Genomic DNA, 2,898 nt, shown 5'->3' with positions numbered 1-2,898 from the left:
TGGCGCGTCGAGGCCGCGGTCGAGGCGCTCACCGAGGGCCGGGACTTCGCGGTCCGCACAGCGCCGGCCGCCACGGAACCCGCCCTCGCCCATCTGCACGGCCTGGAGCGGGCCCTCGCCGAACTCGCTGCGCCGCTGCGCGCGCCGTCAGGATCACCGCTGGTGGGCGCCTAGACACCGCGCACGGGGCCCGCCGTTGGTCTGGACCTGGCCTGATCGACTGCTACCGTCACCCCGTCCGCAGCGGGCGGGATCGGCAGGGACGAGAGGGGACAGCCGTGTCGGACGGCGGCAGGCGACGGGCGTACATCGGATCCTTCACGGCGGCCGGCGGTCCCGGCATCGTCACGGCGGCGATCTCCCCCGACGACGGCGCGCTGACCGTCCTCGGCACGGTCGACGGCGCACCCGACCCCTCGTACCTGGCCCTGTCGCCCGACGGCCGGACCCTCTACGCGGTCAGCGAGACCGCCGAGGGGGCGGTGGCCGCGTACCGCGTCAACGGGGACGGGCCCGAGCCTGTGGGATCCCCGGTGCCGGTCGACGGGAGCGGACCGACGCATCTCACCGTCTTCGCCGGGCACGTCCTGACCGCCAACTACGGCTCCGGCAGCGTCACCGCGGTGCCCGTCCGTACCGACGGCTCGCTCGCTCCCGCCCTCTCCGGGACGCTCCCGCACACCGGCTCGGGACCCCACCCGCAGCGCCAGCAGAGCCCCCACGCCCACCAGGTGCAGCCCGACCCGAGCGGGCGCTGGGCGGTCAGCGTCGACCTCGGCACGGACTCCGTACGGGTGTGCACCCTGGCCGGCGGCGCGCCCACCCTGCACCGGGAGATCGCCCTGCGCCCGGGCTCGGGCCCGCGCCATCTGGCCTTCCACCCCGACGGACGGCGGGCGTACGTCCTCAACGAGCTGAGCCCCACCCTCGTCGTCTGCGACTGGGACGCCACCGAGGGCCTGCTCAAGCCGCTCACCGAGCTCCCGGTGCTGCCCGGCGCCCCGGCGGGCGACGCCTACCCGTCCGGCGTCGCGGTCTCGCCCGACGGCCGCTTCGTCTGGACCGCGACCCGGGGCGAGGACATCCTGTCGGTGTTCACGGCCGACCCGGACGCGGCAGTACCGAAACTGACCGCCACCGTCCCCTGCGGCGGCCACTGGCCCCGCGCCCTCACGGCATCCGACCGCTTCCTGTACGTCGCGAACGAACGCTCGGGTGACGTGGCTTGGTTCACCGTCGATCCGACGACGGGCATCCCCCATCACGGCGGCGCGATCCCGGTACAGGCGGCGTCGTGCGTGGTGATCGCCTGAACCATGCAAGGGGGCTCAGGGAACGCGCCCCCGAAGGGGCGCGGGGAACTGCGCGGTCAACCCCCACGCGCCCGCAGCCGCCCGGCAACGGTGTCCCCGACACGGCAAAGGGCCCCTCATGACGAGCGGGCCCTTCTCCGTGTCGGCGACCACGTCAGCGACTCGGCGTCCCCTGCGGCTGCTGCGGAGCAATCCCCAGCGCCGTCGTGTACTTGGCCAGCGCCAGCTTCCCGATCGCCGGGTAAGCCCCCAGCGGCTCCGCGGCGGAGCACCCCGCCTCCTTCGCCGCCTCGGCGACCAGGCTCGCGTCGATCTCCGGCCCGATCAGATACGGCGCCAGCGCCAGCTGCTGCGAACCGGAGCTCCGCAGCTGCTCCGCCACCGAGGCGATCGACCCCTCCTGGTCCAGCGCGGCCGCCATCACCGGCACCGCGAGGCGCGCGGCGAGCAGCATGCCGGTGATCCCGGCCGCCTGCACGGCCTCGTCGCCGCCCACGGACGCCAGGATGATCCCGTCCGCGGCCGTCGCCACCGTGAACAGCCGCGCACGGTCGGCGCGGGCCAGACCCGCCTCCGACAGCCGCACGTGCAGCGCCTCGGCGAGCAGCGGGTGCGGACCGAGCACATCGGTCAGATCGGCGGCGACCCGGCTGTCCATCACGGCCTGACGGACCTGGCGCAGCAGCGCGCTGTCCGGACCGGCGAGCAGCGGCACGACCACGGCGACGGGCCCGTCCGGCTCCTTGACGTCCATGCCGGCCGCGCGCGCCTGCTCGAAGCGGGCGGAGCGCTCGTCGGCGGCACGCGCGAGCACGGCCTGCAGCGAGGGGAACTCCGCGGAGGCGTCCGCGTCACCGTCGAGGTAGCCGATCCGGGCGTCGAGGCCGGGCAGCTCGGAGCGGGCGATGCTCACGACCTCGTCGGCGAGGGAGCGGGTGGCACTACTGGGAGTACCCGGCACGGCGAGGACGAGCGCGGGCGCGCCCTCGGGAGCCACCAGGGGCTCGGGACGGCGGTGCCGTCCTGGCTGGCGGGGGCGCGGCATTCGTACGGGCAGGCCGGACGCGGGCCCAGTGGGGGTGCTCATGCTGCGGCATGTTAGTGGCTTCTTGGGCTCCCCTGTTCGGGGAGGGTGCAGGTGAGCGGTATCCGTCCGGATTTGTCTGATGAGTTACGTGTCGGCACACGCCCCACCGGTGACCTCCTCACCTGCCGGACTCGTCACACACAGCATCACCTCATCACCCGGAACGGTGAACGCATCGGTCGCGAGGTCGGTGGCGATCCGCACCGACCCGTGCAACGGATCCCCCTCCGCCGGCACCCGCCGCACCCCCGGCAACCGCTTCGCCAGCTCCTCGTCCACCGCCACGACCAGCGGGTCCCCCAGCCTCAGCAGGCCCCCGGTGACCGCGACCAGCGGCTCGTGCGCACCCGCTTCCGGGAGGACGGCGGCGGCGGAGTCCGCCATGTGCCGGGCCGCCGCGCGCAGAATGCCCTCGGCGACCGGATCGCTCCCCGCGCACTCGGCGACCCGCGGCGCGAACGAGGCGAGGACGGCCGGCCGGTCGGTGCGCGGATACAG

2 protein-coding genes and 2 pseudogenes are annotated in these 2,898 nt (G+C 74.7%); 2 read left to right on the top strand and 2 right to left on the bottom strand.

Annotation, left to right across the window (positions count from 1 at the left end; genetic code table 11):
- Both N4P33_RS34345 and N4P33_RS34340 read left to right on the top strand, forming a co-directional pair.
- Positions 1 to 174: pseudogene (locus N4P33_RS34345) on the top strand (FUSC family protein); the annotation flags it as partial.
- A gap of 104 nt (positions 175 to 278) precedes the next feature.
- A complete protein-coding gene (locus N4P33_RS34340) occupies positions 279 to 1,313 on the top strand; it encodes a lactonase family protein (protein WP_260830838.1) in 1,035 nt (344 codons plus the stop codon).
- 154 nt (positions 1,314 to 1,467) lie between these two features.
- On the opposite strand, the gene N4P33_RS34335 is transcribed toward N4P33_RS34340, so the two are convergent.
- Both N4P33_RS34335 and N4P33_RS34330 read right to left on the bottom strand, forming a co-directional pair.
- Positions 1,468 to 2,400 (bottom strand): sirohydrochlorin chelatase, encoded by a 933-nt coding sequence (locus tag N4P33_RS34335; protein WP_260830837.1) that lies wholly within the window; start codon positions 2,398 to 2,400, stop codon positions 1,468 to 1,470.
- A gap of 84 nt (positions 2,401 to 2,484) precedes the next feature.
- Positions 2,485 to 2,898 (bottom strand): annotated as a pseudogene (locus N4P33_RS34330) (ATPase); the annotation flags it as partial.

It is taken from the genome of Streptomyces sp. 15-116A, assembly GCF_025290915.1.
Classification (GTDB): domain Bacteria; phylum Actinomycetota; class Actinomycetes; order Streptomycetales; family Streptomycetaceae; genus Streptomyces.
Note: the sequence above shows the minus strand (reverse complement) of the source record. Positions and strands in the feature narration are given on the sequence as shown.

Bases quoted from the DNA above. Each gene is read 5' to 3' on its own strand.
- N4P33_RS34335 (WP_260830837.1), bottom strand. From the start codon at position 2,400: ATGAGCACCCCCACTGGGCCCGCGTCCGGCCTGCCCGTACGAATGCCG.